This window comes from Burkholderia sp. AU6039, from assembly GCF_002223365.1.
Taxonomy (GTDB): Bacteria; Pseudomonadota; Gammaproteobacteria; order Burkholderiales; family Burkholderiaceae; genus Burkholderia.
Genome location: NZ_NKFK01000005.1, coordinates 2,272,853 through 2,290,483, shown reverse-complemented (window position 1 = coordinate 2,290,483; position 17,631 = coordinate 2,272,853). Strand labels below are relative to the sequence as shown.

12 protein-coding genes and 1 pseudogene are annotated in these 17,631 nt (G+C 67.4%); 5 read left to right on the top strand and 8 right to left on the bottom strand.

From position 1 onward, the window contains the following. Positions 1–65: 65 nt before the first annotated feature. Complete coding sequence (locus CFB39_RS27990; protein WP_089475264.1) at positions 66–1,553, bottom strand: carbohydrate porin; 1,488 nt, start codon at positions 1,551–1,553, stop codon at positions 66–68. Positions 1,554–1,674: 121 nt separating this feature from the next. After that, positions 1,675–1,944 carry a hypothetical protein gene (locus tag CFB39_RS27985; RefSeq protein WP_089475263.1) on the bottom strand — a complete coding sequence of 90 codons (270 nt, stop codon included), beginning with the start codon at positions 1,942–1,944 and terminating at the stop codon, positions 1,675–1,677. A 1,079-nt stretch (positions 1,945–3,023) separates the two neighbouring features. Between CFB39_RS27985 and CFB39_RS40360 the strand changes: the two genes are divergently transcribed. Continuing rightward, positions 3,024–3,161 (top strand): hypothetical protein, encoded by a 138-nt coding sequence (locus tag CFB39_RS40360; RefSeq protein WP_175019155.1) that lies wholly within the window; start codon positions 3,024–3,026, stop codon positions 3,159–3,161. 121 nt (positions 3,162–3,282) lie between these two features. Continuing rightward, on the top strand, positions 3,283–4,929 hold the full coding sequence (locus tag CFB39_RS27980; RefSeq protein ID WP_089475262.1) for an Nramp family divalent metal transporter: 1,647 nt from the start codon (positions 3,283–3,285) through the stop codon (positions 4,927–4,929). Positions 4,930–5,056: 127 nt separating this feature from the next. Here the strand turns inward: CFB39_RS27980 and CFB39_RS27975 are convergent, their stop codons facing one another. Next, the gene (locus CFB39_RS27975; protein ID WP_089475696.1) at positions 5,057–5,962 is read right to left on the bottom strand and encodes a LuxR family transcriptional regulator; all 906 of its coding nucleotides are present in this window, start codon (positions 5,960–5,962) and stop codon (positions 5,057–5,059) included. Between the two features lie 284 nt (positions 5,963–6,246). On the opposite strand from CFB39_RS27975, the gene CFB39_RS27970 reads away from it, so the two are divergent. Then, on the top strand, positions 6,247–7,080 hold the full coding sequence (locus CFB39_RS27970; protein WP_089475261.1) for an autoinducer binding domain-containing protein: 834 nt from the start codon (positions 6,247–6,249) through the stop codon (positions 7,078–7,080). A 264-nt stretch (positions 7,081–7,344) separates the two neighbouring features. Further along, complete coding sequence (asnB, locus tag CFB39_RS27965) at positions 7,345–9,312, top strand: asparagine synthase (glutamine-hydrolyzing) (RefSeq protein WP_089475260.1); 1,968 nt, start codon at positions 7,345–7,347, stop codon at positions 9,310–9,312. Positions 9,313–9,331: 19 nt separating this feature from the next. On the opposite strand, the pseudogene CFB39_RS27960 reads toward asnB, so the two are convergent. The 4 genes and pseudogenes from CFB39_RS27960 to CFB39_RS27945 all read right to left on the bottom strand — a co-directional run. Then, positions 9,332–9,523, bottom strand: a pseudogene (locus CFB39_RS27960) (lytic transglycosylase); the annotation flags it as partial. Positions 9,524–10,035: 512 nt separating this feature from the next. Beyond that, on the bottom strand, positions 10,036–10,437 hold the full coding sequence (locus CFB39_RS27955; protein WP_089475259.1) for a winged helix-turn-helix domain-containing protein: 402 nt from the start codon (positions 10,435–10,437) through the stop codon (positions 10,036–10,038). Positions 10,438–10,879: 442 nt separating this feature from the next. Next, positions 10,880–13,090: a xanthine dehydrogenase family protein molybdopterin-binding subunit gene (locus tag CFB39_RS27950; RefSeq protein WP_089475258.1), complete on the bottom strand. Its 2,211-nt coding sequence runs from the start codon at positions 13,088–13,090 to the stop codon at positions 10,880–10,882. Positions 13,091–13,092: 2 nt separating this feature from the next. Next, on the bottom strand, positions 13,093–13,554 hold the full coding sequence (locus tag CFB39_RS27945) for a (2Fe-2S)-binding protein (RefSeq protein WP_006480868.1): 462 nt from the start codon (positions 13,552–13,554) through the stop codon (positions 13,093–13,095). A gap of 467 nt (positions 13,555–14,021) precedes the next feature. Here CFB39_RS27945 and CFB39_RS27940 point away from each other — a divergent pair, with 467 nt between their 5' ends. Beyond that, positions 14,022–14,945: an AraC family transcriptional regulator gene (locus tag CFB39_RS27940; protein WP_089475257.1), complete on the top strand. Its 924-nt coding sequence runs from the start codon at positions 14,022–14,024 to the stop codon at positions 14,943–14,945. Positions 14,946–14,974: 29 nt separating this feature from the next. Here the strand turns inward: CFB39_RS27940 and CFB39_RS27935 are convergent, their stop codons facing one another. Then, positions 14,975–17,626: a glycosyltransferase gene (locus CFB39_RS27935; RefSeq protein ID WP_089475256.1), complete on the bottom strand. Its 2,652-nt coding sequence runs from the start codon at positions 17,624–17,626 to the stop codon at positions 14,975–14,977. Between the last annotated feature and the right edge of the window lie 5 nt (positions 17,627–17,631).

Sequence of the window (17,631 nt, the reverse complement as noted above, 5' to 3'; positions counted from 1 at the left end):
AGAAAACGCATGGGCCGGATTGTCGCGCAAGCGGCCGTCCGGCCCGTGTTTGCTTCAGGCCTGCTTTAGAACGTGATCGTCGTGCGTACGCCGACCACCGTTTCGTCGCCGATGCGCGCACCGGCCGCGTTCGGGTTCGGGATGCCGCCGCCCGGACGGAAGAAGTGCTGCAGGTCGGCCTGCAGTTGCCACCACGGCGCGACCTGGTACTGGTACGTCGCTTCGACGACCGTCTCCGCGCGGCGCACCGGATAGCCGGGCGTCGTGTAGACGCCCGTGTCGCCGTCGAGGCCGCGCGCATGCGAGCCGATCTTCGCGTAGCCGACCGCGATGCCCGCGACGTCGTTGTCGCGTCCCTTGAACGGCGCCTTCAGCGTCACGCCTGCGTTGGCCGCGAAATCGACGATATTGCGATCGCCCGGTGCGCCCATCACGCGTGCGAACACGCCGACCGAGCGCGGGCTGTCGGCCGACGGCCGCCACACCATCTGGTCCGCGACCGCATAGAACCCGTAGTTGCCGCGATGGGTGGCGGCGATGCCGTTGCTCGCCGGGTCCGCGAGCGACAGGCCATCGGTGCCGTAGCGCGGGTCGTTCGCATGCTGCGACTGATACCAGAAGCCGAGCTTGTACGTGCCCGGCAGGCCGGCCGGTTGCGGCGCCTTCGGATCGGCGGGCGGCGCGTTCAGCGCGTACTGCACTTCGCCGATCACGAATGCGCCGCTGCGCAGGTTGAAGTTGGTGCCGTGCGCGTTCAGCACCTGCGCATCACCGTCGCTGCGGCCGGCCGGGTTGCCGTCGAATACGCCGACCATCGCGGTCCACGCATCGGACGGCTTCACACGCAGCCGCACGCCGAGCGACGACAGCGGATACGCGGGGCCGCCGGCCGGCAGGTCGGTCGACGGCAGCACGGGCCAGCCGAACGTGGCGTTCATGAACGTCGCCGCGTTCTGGCTCACCATGAATTCCTGGTCGACGCTCTGCTGGCCGACCTTCACGTCGGCCTTGCCGTCGAGCAGCGACTGCTGGTACCAGAGCTCCCACAGGCGCGTGGTCGAATTCGCCTCGATGCCGGTCGCGGTCTGCAGCGTCTGCAGATAGCGCTGCGTGAGGTTGGTGCCGTGAATCTGCAGCGCCGACACGTTGAACGTGCCGCCCGGCAGGCCGACCGCCTTGCCCGTGTCGACGTTGAAACCGAATTGCGTGAGCCCCTGGTACGCGCCGCCGCGATGCGTGCCGCCCGACGTGTTGTACAGGTACTCGCTGGTTTCCTGCAGGCTCAGCGTGATGCCGTGATCGCCGAGCACGTCGCGCAGGCCGCCCATGTTGCCGAGCAGGTTCGAGCGTTCCCAGAAGCCGGTGGGAGCGGGCGCGGCAGCATCGGCGGCCTGTTGTGCGGGCGCGGCGGCGTCGCTGGCGCCGGCCGCCGGTTCGGCCGCGGCCGGCGACGACGCTTGCGCGAACGCGGGCGCAGCGGCGAGCGACAGCAGCAGCGTGGCGAGCGCATTGACGCGGCGCTTGCGCGGGACGGGTTCGAGGTAGTTCTTCATGTGGGTTCCGTTGACGGTTTGATTAGTTAGGCTGAAGAAACGAAAACGTGATGCGGGAAGCGTGGCGAGACGGGGGCGCGGCGGCACCTGGCGCGTGGCGCTGCCGCACGACGGAGGGGTGTTACGGCAACCAGCCGCCGATGCGCCCCACCTGCGCGAAGCCGAGGCGCGACGCGGCCGAGCACAGCAGCGCGACGAGCGCGACCGCGGTCGCCATCACGGCGAACAGCAGGCAGTCGAGCGGGCGGGGCGCGGCCGGCACGTGGGCGAGCGCCGTGCCGCGCCAGTTGCTGAACGCGTGGGCGAGTGGCGAGAGGCCGGACACGAATGAGCGGTCGCATGCGACATGCGCGATGCGCTTGAGTCTGACCGCGAACGATTGAAGAAACATGACGCTGCCTCCGTCCGGTCCGGCGCGGGCCGGACGACGTGGTCGAGCGCGGGCGCATGACGCGGCCTGCGATCGGAGGGTGGAACGTAATGGAGCGTGCAACGGACGAACCGGCGATGACCGGCCCGGAAGGAAGCGCGCTAACCCGACGAATGCGAGCTAGCGGCGAAAGACATGCGTCTGGCTGCTATCTCGCGATGGCTTGGCCGGCCTGGACCGGCATCGAACTGCAACTAGAGCATGTGTCCACGGAGGGACTCCCTTGATGAATTGCGGCGGATTGTATGCGCGTCGTTTGCTGCAGCGCAAGTAAAAAACGCATAAAAATGGCGCACGTTGCGCGGGCACTTCGGCGGCCCGTTCCGGCACGGGACGGGCAATGGATCGACAACGAAGGGGCGCGACCGGACGGGGTGCCGCGTTGTTCATACGCATCGATCCCCGGCTGCACCGCATGCGCTGAAAGGTTGCGCCACGTGTTTTCAAGGGCAATTCTTTCAGTGATGTGACGCGGGAAATTTATTTCGAGAAATGGGGTTTGGAGGGGTTGACTTCACTTTTGGGCGGTCCATAGAATCCGGCATCTTCACTCTTGGGGCCGCCGCCTTGGACGCCTGCAGTAGTCGATCTTCGAACGAAATTTCCGCCTGAGCGACCGACGTCCGCGCCTCATCGAAGCCGCCGTTTGTCTCCCAGGCAAACGGTGCGCGCAGCAGTACTCCGCAGCAAATTCCTACGTGCACCCTGATTCGCGCCGGTTAGCGTGATGCGTTTTCGCATGCGCCCGCCGGTTTCACCGCCGCCTGGCAGGCGGCCGCGTTCGCGCACGCCTTTCGTCGGCTCGCGAATCCCGGCCCGCCCGTCTGGCGGCGGTCAACCGTGTTCTCCGGAACACCGCACAGGAGCCGCCATGAACGACAGTGACAGTTGTCCCTTATGCCCGTTACACGCACAGACCCTTTTGAACCCGGGTCGCAGGGACAATCCGGCCGACTAGCCTGACACGTCGTTCAGGCCCCGGACTGGCCCCGCGCCCCACACGCGGCCGGCAGCCTGCCGTCGCCGCACGGAGCCAGATCATGAACTTCGGCCTACTGCTGTCGAATCTCCCGCACGTCACGGAATCGCGCAACCACTACGACGCGATGCTGATGCTCGACGCCCGTCCTCGGGTGTTCTCCCGCCTGTTGAACCAGCTGAAAGCGTTGATCCGCTGAATGACGCACCGAGCGCGTCTCGGCATGCGCACGTGCAACTGCCCGAGGGCAGGCGCCACGTGCGCATTCCAAGACCACACGCTCATCGCATCGAATAACCATTAGCCGTACGGAACACATCATGTCCACGCCATCCAACGTTTCTCCACCGATCGCCGTCGAACGCAGCGCCGTGCTCGACGAAGCCCACCTGGGCGACATCCGCGGTGCGCTCGGTACGATCGCGCATCACGACACCGGCTCGCGCGGCACGTGGTGGGCGCGCCTGCGCACGTTGCTCGCGATCATCGGCCCGGGCCTCATCGTGATGGTCGGTGACAACGACGCCGGCGCATTCGGCACCTACACGCAGGCCGGTCAGAACTACGGCACGACGCTGCTGTGGACGCTGCTGCTGCTCGTGCCCGTGCTGTACGTGAACCAGGAAATGGTGCTGCGCCTCGGCGCGGTCACGGGTGTCGGCCACGCACGCCTGATCTTCGAACGCTTCGGCAAGTTCTGGGGCGCGTTCAGCGTGATCGACCTGTTCCTGCTCAATGCGCTCACCATCGTCACCGAGTTCATCGGCATCACGTTCGTGCTGGATTTCTTCGGGCTGCCGAAGGTGGCCGGCGTGTGCGTGGCCGCGGCGTTGACCATGGCCGCGGTGAGTACAGGCGACTTCAGGCGCTTCGAGCGGTTCGCGATCGGGCTGTGCGTGCTGAGCCTGCTGCTCGTGCCGGTGCTCGTGTCGATCCATCCGCCCGTCGCGCAGATGTCGCGCGATTTCTTCGTGCCGAACTGGCCCGCGCACGCGAAGCTGTCGGACGTGATGCTGCTCGTGATCGGCATCGTCGGCACGACGGTTGCACCATGGCAGCTGTTCTTCCAGCAGAGCTACGTGATCGACAAGCGCATCACGCCGCGCTTCATGAAGTATGAGAAGGCCGACCTGTGGATCGGTATCGTATTCGTGCTGATCGGCGCGGTCGCGATGATCGGGTTCAGCGCCGCGCTGTTCAACGGGCATCCGGAGGCCGGCAACTTCACCGACGCGGGCGGCATCATCGCCGGCCTCGAGAAGTATGCGGGCCGCACGAGAGCGACGCTGTTCGCGGTGGCGCTGCTCGACGCGTGCATCATCGGCGCGGCGGCCGTATCGCTGTCGACGGCCTATGCGATCGGCGACGTGTTCAAGATCCGCCACTCGCTGCACCGCGGCGTGTCCGATGCGAAGGGCTTCTATCTCGTGTATTTCGGCATCGTCGCGGCCGCGGCCACGCTCGTGCTGATTCCGGGCAGCCCGCTCGGCCTGCTGACCGAAGCCGTGCAGACGCTCGCGGGCGTGCTGCTGCCGAGCGCGACGGTGTTCCTGCTGGTGCTGTGCAACGACCGCCAGGTGCTCGGCCCGTGGGTCAACTCGACGAAGCTCAATGTGTTCACCGGCGCGGTGATCTGGGTGCTCGTGCTGCTGTCGATCATCCTCACGGCATCGGTGATGTATCCGGATATCAGCGGCGAAGCGATCGTCGACGTGCTGGTCGGCGGCACCGTGCTCGCGATCACGGGCTATATCGCCACGGTATTGATCCGCCGCAACAAGCGCGTGGTCGAGCCGGCCGTCGATCGCTCGTTGCGCGACACGTGGCGCATGCCGCCGCTCGACACGCTCGAGCCGCAGAACATGACGGTCGTGACGCGAATCTGGATGGCCGTGCTGCGCGGCTATCTCGTGATCGCGGTCGGTCTCGTGATCGTCAAGGTGGTGCAGATGACGCTGCTGAAGTAACGCAGGCCGTCTTCCAGGAAGCGGCGCCGGACCCGGCACCGCGCCGCAACCCGCACATGCCGGCCTCCGTGGCCGGCATGTGCGTTTACGCGTCCGCTTGCGACATGCCACGCACGCCGCGCGACCGTCAGATCAGCTCGAGCTTCGACGTCAGGTACGTGAGCTGGATCCGGTTCGCGACGCCGAAGCGCTTGCGCAGCTTGCGCAGGTGATAGTCGACGTTGTGCGCGCTGGTATCGAGGCGCCGGCCGATCTCCTTGTCGGAGGCGCCTTCGGCGATGCCGAGCAGCAGTTCCTGCTCGAACGGCGTGAGCCCGTTCACCGCGCGTTCGCGCGACGTCGAGATCAGCTGCGGCGACGCGAACTTGTGCACCGACAGCCCGATCGACAGCGCCTGCTCGATCGTCGCCGGCGTGATCCATTCGCGCGTGCGGCGCGGCGCGGTGAAGCTCATGAACGCATGCAGCCGCGTGCCGGGCACGGCCATCGAATACATGATGCCGCTGCACATTCCGTCGTCGTGCATCGTCTGCAGGAAGCCGTCGAGCGCGGCCGGCGTCGCGCGCGGGCCGTCGTCGCGCTCGCGGTGTTCGCGGCGCAACTGCTGCAGGTCCCACACGATCGGCATGTTGCACACGCGCGCGCCGAGCGTGCGCGGATCGATGTCGTGATGGTTGTGCCGCACGTAGTCGCCGCGATAGGTGGCCGGCGTGAAGGCTTCGTGCAGGTAGAGACTTTCGACGCGCTCGTGCGCGAATTCGAGCGCGAAGTACGCGAACGTCGAGAAGCCCGTCAGGTGCAGCAGGCTCGCGACGATGCGGCTGCGCTCGGCCGTGCTCTGCGCGTGCGCGAGCGTATCGGCGACGCCGAGCTTCGGCGCGTGCGGCTGCGTGAGCTCGCCGCGCTTCACGTCGTCGCACCAGACGACCTGCACGGGGCGCTCCCGCAGCACGTCCGGGCACGCGTTCAACCCGTGCGTCGGGCGGGGAAAGGTTGGGGCGACCGCTTCTTCATGCAATGCAATATCGGACATGTGCCATCCCTCGGAATCGACGCGCATCGCCTGGCGGCGGCCGTATCGTGTACGGCGTTCGTGGCGGTGCGATCGAGCATCGTGTGATATGCGCCGATCGTCATCCCTGACGAAACGCGGGGGCATTGTACAAAAAATGCCTGTGTATGCGTAATATGCCGTAATACTAATGGCGGCGGAAGATTCCTATTCGCACGCCTATAACGAAGACCAGACAATCCATAAAGAAAAGACCAGATCGTGACGGGGCGCAGTTTCATATATTGGGAAAGGGCGGGCTCCTCATGACATATGCTGACGGCGCACCACGCGTCGAGTGGTTTTCGCAGGCCGATATCGCAACGACTGCGGCTTATTCGAATCAATATCAGGCAATCGGGCACGACGTTTTTACCGGTGCTCAAATTGAATCCGGTAAAACCGACCTTGCTCCGGTCGATTTCGCGCAATGCCATGCGCGCTTGCGGCAAATCGGTTTCAGTACGCTCGGTTATGGCGCTTTCGAAATGATCGGGCGGCGCATCCTGTGCGCGCATCTGTTGCGCGACCTCGCGCCCGCCACGTTCATGCAGCCGTTCATCGAAGGAATGCTCTACGAGAGCGACCCGCGGTTCGCGCAGGTGCGGCAGAGCGGCTTTCCGGTCGCGTGGCAGCTCGACGAGATCGAGGCGGCCGCGCAGGGCAGCGGCGACCGCAAGATGCTGGCGCTCGCCGGCCATCTGCGCGCGCATGCGATGAACAGCGGCGTGCTGTTCGGCCTGTCGGCGCCGCGTCTTGATTTGCGTGTCGCGGTGAACGTGACGTCGGAGACGCACGGCACCGAATGGATCGACGATCGCGTGATCGGCGGTGCGCTGTCGGTGAGCCTCGCGGTGCATCGTGTCGCGTTGCCGTTCCTCGAGGCACGCATCGCACGGATGCGCGGCTTCGCGCTCGGCGACGAGCAGCAGCAGGTGCTCGACCGGCTCGTGCACGGGCTGTCCGACCAGGAGATCGCGAGCGCGCTGCGCACGTCGCTGCACAAGGTCGGCCACCACATCCGCTCGCTCGAAAAACTCTTCAACGTGCAGAACCGCGCGCAGCTCGCGTATCTGGCGGCGCGCCGGATGCCGTCCTGACGCTGTCAGTTCCCCGTTTTCTCCGCGTGACCCGGTGACCGTCGCCGGCCCGCCCGTGGCCGGCCCGACGGGCCGTTTGCGACCGCGGCGCCGTCGCGATGCGCACGCGACGCTTGACAGCATTTTTTTCGAGTGATTGAGACATTCACCTGTGAATTATTGCTGAATTATTTCTTCGTAATATGGCTCGACCGTCACGCCGGACGGCAGGCCGCGAGGTTGCGCCATGCGTGACGGAACTGGTCAACAGGGGCGGACAAATCAATGTGCGGAATCGACGGCTTTCTGAATAGCGTCGCCTTCGATGAGGAGACAGCGCGCGGCACGCTCGCGCGCATGACGGCAAGCCTCGCGCATCGCGGGCCGGACGGACAGGGGATCTGGGTCGATCCGGAAGCCGGCATCGCGCTCGGCCACCGGCGGCTCGCGATCGTCGACCTGTCGGTACACGGCCGACAGCCGATGGCATCCACGTGCGGCCGCAACGTCATGGTCTTCAATGGCGAAATCTACAACCATCGCGAACTGCGCGCGGAGCTCGAGCGCACGGGTCGCGCACCGGCGTGGCGTGGCCACTCCGACAGCGAGGTGCTGATCGCGGCGATCGTCGCGTGGGGTGTCGAGGCGACGTTGCGGCGCGCGACCGGCATGTTCGCGATCGCGCTGTGGAATCGCGAATCGCGGGTGCTGACGCTCGCGCGCGACCGGATCGGCGAGAAGCCGCTCTACTACGGCCGGATCGGCGACGCGCTCGTGTTCGCGTCCGAGCTGAAGGCGCTGCGCGGCTATCCGGGTTTCGACGGCGCGATCGATCGCGACGCACTGTGCCTGTACCTGCGCCAGTCGAGCGTGCCCGCACCGCACACGATCTATCGTGGCATCCGCAAGTTGCCGCCCGGCACGTATATCCAGTTCGAGCATGCGCGCGACACGCCGCGCCTGCGGGCGTACTGGACGCTCGATCAGGCGATCGAGGACGGTCGCGCGCGGCCGTTCGAGGGCAACGCCGACGAGGCCGTCGGCCAGCTCGACGCGGTCTTGCGCCAGGCCGTCGCGCGGCAGATGGAGGCCGACGTGCCGCTCGGCGCCTTCCTGTCGGGCGGCATCGATTCGTCGACGATCGTCGCGCTGATGCAGGCGCAATCGTCGACGCCGGTCGATACGTTCACGATCGGCTTCCACGAAGCCGGCTACGACGAAGCCGGGTATGCGAAGGCGGTTGCGCGTCATCTCGGCACGCGTCATACCGAGCTCTACGTCACGGCCGACCACGCGCTCGGCGTCGTGCCGAAGCTGCCGTCGATCTACGACGAGCCGTTCTCCGATGCGTCGCAGATCCCGACCTTTCTCGTGTCCGAGCTGACGCGCCGGCACGTGAAGGTGAGCCTGTCCGGCGACGGCGGCGACGAGCTGTTCGGCGGCTATACGCGCTACTTCCTGACGCCGCGCCTGTGGCGCAAGCTGCATCGTGTCCCCGGTGCCGTGCGCGCCCGGATCGCCGCCGCGCTGCATGCGTTGCGGCCCGATCATGCGGACCAGCTCGCGGCTGTCGCGCAGGGTGCGTGGGGCGGCGTGGAGGCACGCGAATCGGCCGCGCGCATCGGCGATCGCCTGCACAAGCTCGGCCACGTGATGACGGCCGAGAGCCGCATCGGGCTGTACCGGCTGCTGATGTCGTCGGTGCATCATCCGGAGCGCCTCGCGCTGTCGGGGCAGGAGCCGGCGACGCCGCTCGACACGGTATCCGCGTGGCCCGCGCACCTGAGCTTCGCCGAGCAGGCGATGGCGATCGATACGCTCACGTACCTGCCGACCGACATCCTCGCGAAAGTCGATCGCGCGGCGATGGCGGTGAGCCTCGAAACGCGCATGCCGTTCCTCGACCATCACGTCGTCGAATTCGCGTGGCGCGTGCCGGCGGAGCTGCGTTTGCCGGAAGGGCAGTCGAAGGCGCTGCTGCGCCGGCTGCTCGATCGGTACGTGCCGTCCGCACTGATCGACCGGCCGAAGCAGGGCTTTTGCGCACCCGTCGATCACTGGCTGCGCGGCTCGCTGCGGGATTGGGCCGAGGCGCTGCTGCGGCCGTCGCGGTTGCGCGAGGAAGGCTTCTTCGATGCGGCCGCGGTCGAGCGCCTCTGGCGGCAGCACGTGACCGGGCGGATGAACTGGCAGCACCAGTTGTGGACGGTGCTGATGTTCCAGGCGTGGCTGGAGGCGCAGCGCGCCGCATAAGGCGGCGCACTGCGCGTCGTCACTCGTCGAGGCAGCGCATGCAGCGCTGCTTCGCGGCGTTCGAGTGCAAGCCGCGGCACATCGTCATCACGGGCCGCGCATGGCACGAAGGCGGATCGGCGGACGCCGCGGGCGACGCCTGCCGGCGTGCGCGCTCGGGCGGTGTGGTCGCGGCGGCATCCATCCGTCGCTGGCGTGCGGGCGGCGTGTCGCGCCCGGCGCTGCTCTCATCGGGATTGCCGGACGTCATCGACGCGACGTGCAGCGTGTCGTCGCTGGCGGCATGCGCAACGGGTGGCGGCGTGGCGCACACGAGCGCAACCAGCGCATACAGGCAGGCGACAACGGTTCGCGAAGCGCGCATCTTCATGGTCATTCCGTTCGTTCCGGGGCCGGCGGCGCGGAGGGCGCGCGGCTGCTGCGTCGATTGTAGGGACGACGCAGGCCGCGTGTCACGCCGGAATCCGTCGTCACGGGCATGGACGGTGGCATGGGCGGCGATGGACGCAGCGGGCGCGACGAAGCGTGACGCGCGAGGACGTTCGGCTGCCGGCGCGCAAAAGCGACCGCCGCCCGGAGGCGGCGGTCGGGTCGCGACTGGCTGGCGGGCCGGGCGGCGTGCAGGCCGCGCCCGACGGGCGGGCCGCGAGGCGCTGCGGATCGCCGCAGCGCGGTGGAGGGAGCGTGGCCGGCGCGCCGCGTGCGGGCGGCGCGGGGGAAGCGTCAGGCGTAGTCGGCGGCCATCACGGCCTGCGGCGGCGCCACGCGCAGGATCGGCGCGGCTTCGTGGCGCTCGACGTGCGTCATCGCCGCACCGAACAGCACGAGACGATAGCCGACCGCATAGATCGGAATGATCCGCAGGTTCTTGTCGTGATCGAGCTGCAGCTTCGAGCGAATACGCGAGATATGGGTGTCGAGCGTGCGCGACGACACGCCGAGTTCACGGCCCCACACGGCTTCCTGGATTGCTTGCCGCGGCACGACCTTGTTCATGTTGTCGAGCAGGAATTCGACGACGTCGAATTCACGCGGCGTGACATCAATGATCTTGTTGTCGATTTCGATCGTGCGGCGCACGAAGTTGATTTTTATGTTGTCGATGTACAGGTATTTGCAATCCATGGTGGCCCTCGCATGTCCATAAAGGAGTGTTTGCGGGTCCTGTGCTGCAACTTCCGGGCCAGGGAGCGGATCGTCGGGGATCGACAGGGGGCGGCGCCCGTGCAGGCGGCCCGGCAGCCTTGAATTTAAAAGAATTTTTAACGGAAGGCGCGGGGCGCAGAGAAAAGGGGGCGGGACAACCGTGAAGGATTGTTACGTAGCATCGGCGGGCGACGTTACGGGCGTTACGTCCGACGTAACGTGTGGGGCGAGGCGGGGGAGTGTCGCCGCGGCCGAATGGCGAACCCGACATCGAACCCTACATGGGTCGATGGATTTTTCATGCGAATCAATGTGTTACGGGTGTTTTTTGCCGACATCGAACCCTACATTGTCAGCCTCCTGAATAAAAAACGCCGGCCGCGAGACGTCTGCGCCCCGCGGCCGGCGTTCCGGCCCATCCTCAAGCCTTCGCGCTATCCGCCGAATCGAACGGCAGCACGTAATGCCGCTTGCCCGTCGCCGCGAAGATCGCGTTCGCGACCGCCGGCCCGATCGGCGCGACGCCCGGCTCGCCGACCCCGGTCGGGGCTTCGGCCGACGGCACGATATGCACTTCGACCTTCGGCATCTCGGCCATCCGCAGCACGTGGTAACCGTCGAAGTTGCGCTGCTCGACCTGGCCGTCCTTCAGCGTGATCGCGCTGTGCATCGCCGCGCCGAGCCCGAAGCCGATGCCGCCCTCCATCTGCGCGGCGACGATGTCGGGATTGATCGCGATCCCGCAATCGATCGCGCACACCACGCGCTCGACCTTCACCTTGCCGTCCGCGTCGACCGACACCTCGGCCACCTGCGCGACATAGCTCTTGAACGCTTCGGCGACCGCGATCCCGCGCCCGCGGCCCTTCGGCAGCGGCTTGGCCGGGTCCCAGCCGGCCTTCTGCGCGGCCAGGTCCAGCACTGCGCGCATGCGTGGCTCCTTCGCGAGCAGGTCGCGGCGGAACGCGTACGGATCCTTGGCCGCCGTGTGCGCGGCTTCGTCGATGAACGCCTCGACCGCGTACGCCGTGTGCGAGCTGCCGACCACGCGCCACCACAGCACGGGCAGGCCGACCTTGGTGGTGGTGAGTTCGACCGACACGTTCGGCACCGCGTACGGCAGGTTCGCCGCGCCCTCGACCGAGGTGGCGTCGACGCCGTTCTTCACCATGAACGCCTCGAACGGCGTGCCGGCGAGGATCGACTGGCCGACGATCCGGTGGCGCCAGCCGACCAGCTTGCCGTCCGCGGTCAGCCCCGCGTCGAGCTTGTGGAAGTACATCGGCCGGTAGAAGCCGCCCTGGATGTCGTCCTCGCGCGTCCACTGCAGCTTGACGGGTTTGCCGTCCGCGCCGAGCGCCTTGGCGATCGACACGGCCTCGACCACGTAGTCCGACCACGCGTTCGCGCGCCGGCCGAAGCTGCCGCCCGCGTACAGCGTGTGGATCTGCACCTGCTCGGGCTTCAGGCCGGCCGTCCGGGCCGCGTTGGCCTGGTCGACGGTCTGGAACTGGTCGCCGGCCCAGATCTCGCAGCTGTTCGCCGTCAGCTTGACGACCGCGTCGAGCGGCTCCATCGGCGCGTGCGCGAGATACGGGAATTCGTACGTCGCGCTGATCTTGCGCGCGGCACCCGTGATCGCCGCGTCGGCATCGCCGTCCTTGCGTGCCGACGTGCCCGGCTTGTCGGCGAGCTGCCGGTATTCGCGCATGATCTCGTCCGAGCCGCGCTTTTCGGCGTTCGTTTCGTCCCATTCGATCTTCAGCGCGTCGCGGCCCTGTTTCGCGGCCCAGAAGCCGGTGCCGACGACGGCGACGCCGCCCGGCACCTGCACGACCGACACGACGCCCGGCACGGCCTTGGCCGCCGTCGCGTCAAACGACTTCACCTTCGCGCCGAAGCGGGGCGGGCGCTGCAGCAGCGCGACGCGCATGCCGGGGACGGTCGTGTCGAGCGTGAAATGCGCGGTGCCGTTCGATTTGGCTGACGCGTCGACGCGCGGAATGGGGTGACCGATCAGCTTGAAATCGGCCGGCTGCTTCAGCGTGACCTTGTCCGGCACCGGCAGCTTCGCCGCATCGGCGACGAGCGTGCCGTACGCGGCCGTCTTGCCGCTCTTCGCATGCGTGACGACGCCATTGGCCGTCGTCAGCTCGCTCGCGGGCACCTTCCAGCGGGCCGCCGCGGCCGATACCAGCATCGCGCGGGCCTTGCCGCCGGCTTCGCGCAGTTGCTGCCACGAGTTCGACATGGCCGAGCTGCCGCCCGTCCCCTGCATCGTGCCGAACGCGAGGTTCGCGTAGCGTTTCGCATCGGCGGGCGCGCTTTCGACGCGCACGTGCGACCAGTCGGCGTCGAGCTCCTCGGCGACGATCGTCGCGATGCCCGTATACGCGCCCTGGCCCATTTCGACGTGCTTCGCGATGACGGTGACGGTGCCGTCGGGCGTGATGCGCAGGAATGCATTCGGCGCGAAACCGGCGGCGGGCGCGGTCGCGGCGAGCGCGCGGCGGCCGAAGCCGCTGAAGTCGAAGCCGATGGTCAGGCTGACGGCGGCCACGGCGCCCGCGGCCTTCAGGAACGTGCGGCGCGACGGACGCACCGACCCAGTGTTGTCGAGTTCGATCGTCATGGTCAGGCTCCCAGCGTCGCGGCCGCGTCGTGGATCGCCGCCCGGATGCGGGCGTAGGTCGCACAGCGGCACAGGTTGCCGTTCATCGCGGCGTCGATGTCCGCGTCGGTCGGCTTCGGGTTCTGTTCGAGCAGCGCGGTGGCCGACATGATCTGGCCGGACTGGCAGTAGCCGCACTGCGGCACCTGCAGCTTGACCCAGGCGGCCTGCACGGCCTGCGCGGGCTTGCTCTGCAGGCCTTCGATCGTCGTGACGTGCTTGCCCGCGATGCCGGCGAGCGGCAGCACGCACGAGCGGACGGCCTGGCCTTCGAGATGCACGGTGCACGCGCCGCACTGCGCCATGCCGCAGCCGAACTTCGTGCCGGTCAGTCCCGCGTGTTCGCGAATCGCCCAGAGGACGGGCATCGACGGATCGGCGTCGAGCGTGACGTTCTTGCCGTTCAGGACAAAGGAGGTAGGCATTGTGATTGTCTCCGTGGGGAAAACCCGGCATGCGCCCGGTTACAGGGTCTGCTCACGCTCATAGCGGGCTTGCGCTGGCCCCCAGAAGGGCCGAGCGCAAGGAAAGCGACGCAGCGAATACTCGACGTATTCGCAAGGAGCATGACGCCGCGATCGGCCCTTCTGGGGGCCAGCCCCACGAATGAATTTATCCAAAACAGGGGAACGTGCGTTGCCGGCCGTATTGCGGCGTCGATCGTCGCTTGTTTGGCTCGGCCAAACGGCGCTCCTCACTCCTTGCACTACGACCGGCAACGCACGTTCGCAAGCCCGCTATGAGCGTGAGCAGGCCCTGAGTTTGCGCGAGCGGCCGGTTTTTGCGTCTACCCAATCCTGCAAATTTATTGAACAATCCTGCAAATCCCCGGCAGGCGGCGGGCGGTTTCGCTATGCTCCCGCGACATGAGGAAATTGATCGAGGAAGCGTCATGGACATGACCGATATCGTGGCGTCGCGCGCATCCGGGCAGCGCGAGCTGGCGACGCTGATCAGCCGCTTCGCGCCCGCGGACGGCTCGCATTCAACGGCCGTGCCGGGTTTGATGCTGCACCGGCACACGCGGCCGGTCGATCTCGGCTGCGGCGTGTCGCGGGCTGCGCTCGTGATCGCCGCGCAGGGCTCGAAGCGCGTGATCGTGGCCGGCCAGGCTTACGAGTACGACGCGCAGAATTGCCTGATTACCTCCATCGACTTGCCGATCCTGTCGCGCGTGACGTCCGCGTCACCGGACGCGCCGTACCTGTGCCTGTCGCTGACGCTCGATCCGCAGCGCATCGTCGAGCTCGCGGCCGAGATGCGGCTGCCCGAACCCGATGCGGGCCCCGAAGGCGAGGGGATCGCGCTCGCCGAGCTGACGCCGCCGCTGCTCGATGCCGCGCTGCGGCTGATGCGGCTGCTCGATACGCCGGCCGACATTGCGGTCGTCGCGCCACTGATCGAAAAGGAACTGCTGTACCGGCTGATGACGAGCGGGCAGGGCACGCGGCTGCGGCACATGGCGATCGCGGGCAGCCAGACGCACCGGATCGCCCGCGCGATCGAATGGATCCGCGATCACTTCGCGGAGCCGATGCGCGTCGAGTCGCTCGCGCAGGCGGTCAACATGAGCGTGTCGTCGCTGCACCATCATTTCAAGCACGTGACGACGCTGAGCCCGCTGCAGTACCAGAAGCAGTTACGGTTGCACGAGGCGCGACGGCTGCTGCTGCGGCAGGGCGGCGACGTCGGGTCGGTGGCCGCGGTCGTCGGCTACGAAAGCGCGTCGCAGTTCAGCCGCGAATACAGCCGGCTGTTCGGCGCGCCGCCGATGCGCGACGTCGTGCAGTTGCGCAGGAAGGAACTGCTCGGCTGACGGCCGATCGCTGAAAGCCGGCGCACCGGTCACCTGGCGACCACCGTCGTCTGCAGGAAGGCCGGCGCGATCCGCCAGTCCGGCACGTAATGCGCGGGCCACGCGCCGGGCGTATCGACCGCGTTGAAATACACAACGGCCTTCAGCAGCGGATAGCGCCACAGCGACCGCTGGAATTCGTCGAGTGCCTCGCGCTTGCGCGCATTCGACCCATCGACGCCGAGCTCCGTGACCATCACCGGCAGCCCGTAGTCGGCCACCCGCTCGTACTTGGTCCGCAGGACGCTCGCGGCGGACGCATGGCCGCTGGCCGGCCAGATCGCGCAGCGCGGGCAGTCGAACACGGACAGGCCGATGTCGTCCACATAGCCGCGGCCCGGGAAATAGTCGTCGAGGTTCCGGTTGCCGGCCGGCGACCACACGAAGCGGATCTGGTCGGTCATCGCGCGGCAGGCGGTCACGACCCGCCGGTACGCCTGCACGTAAGCCGATGCATCGCCGATGGCCCACGGATAGCGCCCGGTGTCGGCCTCCATCTCGTGGCCCCAGCGCACGAACACGGGGTGCTTCAACGCGGCCAGCGCCGAGCAGGTGGCCGCGATCCGCGCGTCGTAGCGCCCGTGCGCGATATCGTCGAGCAGCGCGCCTTGCCGCGTGTCGCCGGCCGCCCAGGGCTCGACGGTCAGCATCAGCGAGCGGTTGCGCGCCTGCGCGTTTCGGTACGCATCGTCGATTTCCGCGCGGATGTCGGGCGCGTTCCACGACACGAACACATGGTCGAACGCGAGATTCCGGTCGCCCGCGAGCGTGTTGTCGGGATCGTAGGCGCCGAGTTCGGGCTGCTTCACCGGTTCGCCCGGCACGGGCGCGACCACGGCCGGCAATCCCGAGCGCCACATCATCGCCTGCCAGCCTTTCGGCGCGCGCAGCCCGATGCCCGACAGCAGTATCGCGAGCGCGAACACGAACAGCGCGTTGCGCACCGGCAGGCGGCTGAAGAACATCTGCCTGAACGCCGACCACGCGAGCCCTTGCTCCCGGCCGTGATTCACCGCGACGACGGCCGCGATCACCAGATACAGGATGCTCGTCAGCGTCGAGAACAGGTAGAAACCGGCGGCGTTGCGCGGATCCTCGACCGTGACGACGGGCAGGCTGCAGAACAGCGAGATCAGCAGATACGGGGCGACCACGCGCAGCGGCGCGTCCTGTTCGATCGCGCCGCCCTTCGGCGTGACCTTGAACGGAAATTCCTTGCCGCGCACGCAGTCGAGCACCGCCGACACGCAGCCGAGCACGACCCACGGCCAGCGTGCGAACACGAACGACAGCCCTTCCCACGACAGCAGTTTCGTATTCAGCGGGCGGCACGACTGGGTCGAATGCGTGGCCCAGGTCACGACGCACAGCAGCAGCACGGCCAGCGGCAGCGCGTAGGTGAGGTACGTGAGGTAGTCGACGTGCGCCCACACGCGGCCCGTGAGCAGCGCGACGACCGGAATCACGACGCCGCCGGCCATCGCGAGCGCGCACAGCGGATACCACAGCTGGCAGAACAGGAACTGCGCCTTCAGTTTCAGCGGCAGCCCCATGAAATAGCGGCGCGTGTAGCGCAGCATGATGATCATCACGCTCTTGGACCACTGGAATTCCTGCGTGGCCAGGTCGCCGAACGTGCGCGGCCCTTCGCCGTTGGCGATCGCGTTCAGCGCATGCATGCCGCGCCAGCCCTTTGAATTGAAGATCATCGTGGTCGAGTGATCCTCGGCGAGCTCGGGCCCGAGCCCGCCGATCTCGCGCAGCGCGCGGCAGCGCACCGCATAGTGCGAGCCGATGCACAGCGGCGCGAGGCCGCCCGCATAGCCGGCCTGCATCGTGCCGTGCAGCGGCCCCTCGACGTTCACGCGCCCGCGTGCGCTCCAGCTCATGGCCGCATTGCTGTCGCAGATGCTCGGCGCCGACACGTAGCCGACTGCCGGATCGACGAACGGCCGCAGCATCTCCTCGAGATAGGTGCGGGTCGGCACGTGATCGGCATCGAGCTGCGACACGAAATCGTAGTGGTCGTAGCCCACCATGTCGTAGAAGTACGCGAGATTGCCTTCCTTGCACTGGGTCCGGCGCGGCCAGCTCGTCCGGTGGTACGCGGCGACGCCGCGCCGCGTCGACACGAACACGCCGTGCTCGCGGCACCAGTCGAGCGTCTCGGGCGACGGGTCCTCATCGGCGAGCCACGTATCGTGCGGGTAGGTCTGGTCGAGCATCGCAAGCAGCGTCGTGCGGACGATGTCGAACGGCTCGGACGGCGCCTTGGTGACGACCATCGCGACGCGCCAGTCGCGCGGCACCGACAGCGCGGGGTTCGGCACGACCGCCGAGCGGATGATGAAGATGAAGTAGCCGGGAATGAAGGTGGTCCAGAACAGCACGAAGCAGTTGACGCCGAAGCGGAAGGCGTCGACGTAGTGCTCGTCGCGCAACCACCAGCGCCAGAAGATGCCCAACGCGACGAACCAGCCCAGCGCGAGGAGGTGGAAGACGATACGGGTCCCACTGTCCATCAACGGGACGACGAGCGGAACGTCCGCGTTCATCGGAGCGGCGCGATCTGCTTCGGAGGAGGGGGTGTCGGCGGTATCCGGCGCAGGGCCGCCCGCCAGCGACGCAACCAGCTTCTTCATGGTGC